The organism is Rhodococcus sp. T2V, assembly GCF_029269925.1.
In the GTDB taxonomy this organism is placed as follows: Bacteria; Actinomycetota; Actinomycetes; order Mycobacteriales; family Mycobacteriaceae; genus Rhodococcus_F; species Rhodococcus_F koreensis.
Genome location: NZ_JARJBD010000211.1, coordinates 1 through 4,405, shown reverse-complemented (window position 1 = coordinate 4,405; position 4,405 = coordinate 1). Strand labels below are relative to the sequence as shown.

6 protein-coding genes are annotated in these 4,405 nt (G+C 66.8%); 3 read left to right on the top strand and 3 right to left on the bottom strand.

From position 1 onward, the window contains the following. Positions 1-155: 155 nt before the first annotated feature. Positions 156-548 (top strand): tautomerase family protein, encoded by a 393-nt coding sequence (locus P3H15_RS53115; RefSeq protein WP_276144683.1) that lies wholly within the window; start codon positions 156-158, stop codon positions 546-548. Between the two features lie 53 nt (positions 549-601). Here P3H15_RS53115 and P3H15_RS53110 read toward each other — a convergent pair whose 3' ends face one another. Continuing rightward, positions 602-886: a hypothetical protein gene (locus P3H15_RS53110; protein ID WP_276144682.1), complete on the bottom strand. Its 285-nt coding sequence runs from the start codon at positions 884-886 to the stop codon at positions 602-604. 289 nt (positions 887-1,175) lie between these two features. Here P3H15_RS53110 and P3H15_RS53105 point away from each other — a divergent pair, with 289 nt between their 5' ends. Next, a complete protein-coding gene (locus P3H15_RS53105) occupies positions 1,176-1,871 on the top strand; it encodes a response regulator transcription factor (protein ID WP_276144681.1) in 696 nt (231 codons plus the stop codon). On the opposite strand, the gene P3H15_RS53100 is transcribed toward P3H15_RS53105, so the two are convergent. After that, positions 1,849-2,268 carry a LytTR family DNA-binding domain-containing protein gene (locus tag P3H15_RS53100; protein WP_276144680.1) on the bottom strand — a complete coding sequence of 140 codons (420 nt, stop codon included), beginning with the start codon at positions 2,266-2,268 and terminating at the stop codon, positions 1,849-1,851. The two genes, P3H15_RS53105 and P3H15_RS53100, sit on opposite strands and share 23 nt — an antisense overlap. A gap of 54 nt (positions 2,269-2,322) precedes the next feature. Further along, positions 2,323-3,864 carry a DUF4118 domain-containing protein gene (locus P3H15_RS53095; RefSeq protein WP_276144679.1) on the bottom strand — a complete coding sequence of 514 codons (1,542 nt, stop codon included), beginning with the start codon at positions 3,862-3,864 and terminating at the stop codon, positions 2,323-2,325. Between the two features lie 256 nt (positions 3,865-4,120). Here P3H15_RS53095 and P3H15_RS53090 point away from each other — a divergent pair, with 256 nt between their 5' ends. Then, positions 4,121-4,354, top strand: coding sequence for a hypothetical protein (locus P3H15_RS53090; RefSeq protein ID WP_043824622.1), 234 nt, complete (start codon positions 4,121-4,123; stop codon positions 4,352-4,354). Positions 4,355-4,405: the final 51 nt, after the last annotated feature.

Genomic DNA, 4,405 nt, shown 5'->3' with positions numbered 1-4,405 from the left:
CACCCGCTGGCTCGACCCCAGCCACGGCGGCCTCAACCTCGGATTCCCCCAGAACAACTAGACCTCCACCACATCACCTGTGCGGGGCGCGGATCTCTGACCGCACCCCGCACAGGCCCCCACTCACCACTCCCCCCACACTCGAGGAACACGTCATGCCTCTCGTCCACATCCACGTCATCGAAAACAGGCGCACACCTGAGCAGCTTCGCCACGTTGCGGACGTCGTGCAGAACGTGATGCTCGAACACTTCGCCGCACCGGATCGAGACCGTTACCAACTCATCACCGAACACAGGCCGGGCCAGATCATCGCCGAGGACACCGGACTGGGGTTCGAACGCACCGACGACATCGTCGTCGTGCAGATCGCTCAACAGGGCAGAAGCGTGGACCAGAAGACGGCGATGTACCGGGCACTGGCCGACCGACTTCACATCGAGACCGGTCTCGCACCAACCGATGTGATCGTCTCGGTCGTCGAGAACACGCGCGATGACTGGTCTTTCGGCAACGGAATCGCCCAATTCGTAGAAGGCCACCTCTGAACACACACACTGCAGTCGCTGAGCGGCACGCTAGTTGACCCGACGCCGATGCGCTAGAACATGCCGTGGCCCCCGAAACCACCGAAGTGTCCGAAACCACCGAAGCCACCGAGGAACGGGCCGGCCTCCGGTCGTTGGGGCCCGTAGGTTCCCGGCCAGCCCCAGGGGAAGCCCGACTGCGGCACGTCGGTCACGGGCCCCGCATCCGGCACGACCCGTGCGACGGGCGTAGCAACGCTGTCGGTTGCTGTTGCCGCGGAAGCAGTTCCGGCGCCGAGGGCGATCAGGGGTGCGATTGCGGCTGCGGCGACCGCCGCGCGGATTGCGAGCTTGTACATTGTTCTCACCTTTCGTTTTCTGGAGCTGTGATCGGGTTGATGATCGAACGACCATTGAAGTAAATTTTCGTCCGAACACGGCGCGCAGTCGCCACAGCCAGCGGGTGTTTGCGGGTGCTACCAGCAGTAATCTCGGTCTTCCAGGTAGCTGCAATGCCATTGCCGGCCGGCAATGGCAAGACCGCATTGTGGCGTATCGGCGGGGTGCCGATGACGTACTCTCGAAGTCGATCACTTCGACGGTGATCGGGCGCTTTCTCACGGACGACGCGGAAACTCGGGGTCGACGATGGCCGAATTCCATCCTCCGGCGGCGCGGTCCGATCCGGCGGCGCCACGGGTGCGGGTGCTGCTGGCCGAGGACGACGTCCTGCTCCGCGAGGGTGTGGCGAGCCTGCTCACCCGCTCCGGTTTCGATGTCCTGGGGCAGGCCGGCGACGCAACCACCCTTCTCGAACTGGTCCGGAAGCGAACGCCCGACCTGGTGGTGGTCGACATCCGGATGCCACCGACCCACACGACCGAAGGCCTCGACGCGGCCCGGGAGATACGCGAACAGTTCCCCGAGGTCGGCATACTCGTGCTGTCGGCGCATGCCGATGTCGAGCACGCCATGGAACTACTGGCCAGCGGCCGGGGAATCGGCTACCTGCTCAAGAGCCGCATCACCGACGTCGACGATTTCATCGACACCCTGCAGCGCATTGCCGCGGGGGCGTCCGTCGTCGACCCGGCGCTGGTGCAGGAGTTGGTCTCCGCCCGTCGGCGCAACGACCCGCTCGCGGCGCTCAGCACGCGGGAGCGGGAGGTTCTGGCCCTCATGGCGGAAGGACGTTCCAATGCCGGCATCGCCCGCCGACTGTGGGTCACCGAGGGAACCGTCGAGAAGCACGTGCGCAGCATCCTGACCAAACTGAACCTCCCGGAGACCGGCGACGATCACCGACGGGTTCTCGCGGTCGTCACCTTTCTCGAGGCTCGCTGACCGGAGCCACGCGGTCCCGTTCAGCGCGGAGCAGATCCCGGATTGCGTCGGACGACAGCTCGGTCTTCGACACGAATCCCACCGCGGGGCTCCCGGAGACCAGGTCGGCCAGGTCTTGCTCGGCGTGCGTGGAAATCAGGATCACTGCTGCTGCGAACGACTCGTCGAGTCGCTGCGCGAGGTCGAATCCGCACTCCGCGCCGAGTTCGACGTCGACCAGAATGACATCGGGCTGCAGTTCCGCGGCCGTCCGCACCGCGTCGGCGGTGTTCGACACTGTGCCGACCACCGGGATGCCCTGCTGCTCGAGCAGTCGCCGAGCAGTGGCCAGAAAACACGGGCTGTCATCGACGATCAGGCATCGTGGACTACCGAGCTGCAACACCATGCCCTCCATGGTCGACCCGATCCTCCCGGGTACGCATTCCCGCTAGCAGGAAAATCCCGTCGTTCACTCGCCGGCGACCGGGATGGTGATGTCCAGCGTGGTGCCGTGACCCGGCGGACTCGTGATCCGCAGGTGGCCGCCGAGGGCCTCGACCCGGTCCTGCAATCCGAGGAGCCCGGAGCCCGCGGCGGACGACGCACCGCCGACGCCGTCGTCCCGGATCACGAGGTGAAGGATGCCGTCCTGAGTCCCCAGCGACACGGTCACCTCGGAGGCTCGCGCGTGCTTGGCGGCATTGGTGAGCGCCTCGGCGACCACATAGTAGGCGGCGACCTCGACCGATTCCGCGAAGCGATCCTCGATTGCGACGTCGAGGGTGACGGGGACCGCCGAACGGCGTGCCAAAGTCCGCACCGCCGATCCCAGCCCGCCCTTCGACAGGATCGCCGGGTGGATTCCGTGTGAGAGTTCGCGCAGATCCTCCGACACCCCCTTCAGCCCCGACGCGATGGCCGACAGCTGCTCCTTCACGTCCACCCATTCGGCAGGCACCGATGCCTCCGTCATCCGCACCTCGAGCCCCAGCGACACCAGTCGCTGCTGAGCCCCGTCGTGCAGATCGCGTTCCAGGCGGCGCCTGGCCTCGTCGGAGGCCGCGACGATCCGCGCGCGCGAGGCGAGCAGTTCGGCACGGGTCACAGCATTGGCGATCGCGGTCGCGACGAGATCGGCGAAGTCACCGAGCCGCGCCTCGGTGTCCGGTGGCAGCGGCTCGGCGCACCGCGATCCGACGATCGCCGCACCCCACACCCGGGAGTCCACGACGATCGGGACTCCCACGATCGATCCGAAGCCCCCCTCCCGAATGCGGGTCGCGACTTCCCCACCGACGTGTTCGTGGTTGTCGATCCTGGCGGCACGGCCGGTGCGGAGAACGATCGCCCCGACGTCGTCGCCCTCCATCGGGATTCTGTCTCCGGTGTCGGACATCCCCGTGACCCCCGGCTCGTATCGAACGGCGACCAACGTCCCCGTACCGTCCCCGTCGTTGCGAAGGAGTACGGCGTTGACCACGTGCAGCCAGAGCGTGAGTTCCTCGGCGACAGCTGTGAAGACTTCCGGTGGGCTCACTCCACGCGCCGCCAGTGTTGCCACTCGGCGCAGTGCGGCCTGGTGCGCGGCGAGGACACCGAGTTCGTCGCGGCTGACCTCGGCCTCGCGCCGGCGCAGGACCGCCTCGGCGGTGCGCAATCTGGCCTGACCGGCCATCAGGTTGGCCACCAGCGCGACGGGCAGGAAGACCAGGATGGCCACCCAGTCGCCGGGTTTGGTCGGAAGCAGGGACCCCGCCACCTGGAGGTGGAAGTAGACGTAGACGACTGCACTGACCAACGTCGTCATCACCGACAGCACGAATCCCCAGCGAGCCGAGACCACCAGGACTCCGAGCAGGAACACCGCGCCGAAGGCGTTCTGCGGCGCGACCGTGTCGAGCTGATGCACCACAGCGGTTTCCACGGTGATCACGGTGGCGGCGACCACGATACCCAGCCACAGAGGAGGGGTGGTCGGGCGCACCAGGAGCGCTATCAGACGCGCAGGCATCTCTCGCGCGTCCGCATCGACAGCCCCGAAGTGGGACGCCGCGTCGCGCCGCGACAGCGCTCCGATTGACCGCCGTGACCACTTTCGCGTCATCGTGCTTGCTCGGATCAGTCGTGGAGTTCTCGGACAGACCTCGATGTGCATCATATCGAGGTGACCCTCACCGTCTCGACGGCTTGCGCCCGTTGGTCGGCTGACACCGGCCGATGTCGCTACGCTGGGCACAGGCCGATGCAGTAGACCTTGGGAGGACGCGGTGGTAGCCGTACAGATACAGGTGGGTGATCTGGTGCAGGCGTCCGGTCACGCCGGCCCCTGGCTGGTCGTCGAGGTCAGCAAGGGCATGGCTTCGCTGCAGCATCCCGACGGACATCGACTGTCGGTCCGGACGACGACGCTGTCCGTGGTGCACAAGGCGACGAGCCCGGCCGGCGAGGTCGAGCCGCCTGCCCGCGATCAGCCGGGAGAGGCGCCCACCCTCTTCGACTAGAGCGTGTCTGCTATTTGCGGACGCGGTGATGGATGACGAAGGCGGCGAGGA

What these genes read in the sequence shown, in the direction of transcription:
- P3H15_RS53105 (WP_276144681.1), top strand. Translation starts at nt 1,176, where the DNA reads ATGGCCGAATTCCATCCTCCGGCGGCGCGGTCCGATCCGGCGGCGCCA.
- P3H15_RS53110 (WP_276144682.1), bottom strand. Translation starts at nt 886, where the DNA reads ATGTACAAGCTCGCAATCCGCGCGGCGGTCGCCGCAGCCGCAATCGCA.
- P3H15_RS53115 (WP_276144683.1), top strand. Translation starts at nt 156, where the DNA reads ATGCCTCTCGTCCACATCCACGTCATCGAAAACAGGCGCACACCTGAG.
- P3H15_RS53100 (WP_276144680.1), bottom strand. Translation starts at nt 2,268, where the DNA reads ATGGAGGGCATGGTGTTGCAGCTCGGTAGTCCACGATGCCTGATCGTC.
- P3H15_RS53095 (WP_276144679.1), bottom strand. Translation starts at nt 3,864, where the DNA reads ATGCCTGCGCGTCTGATAGCGCTCCTGGTGCGCCCGACCACCCCTCCT.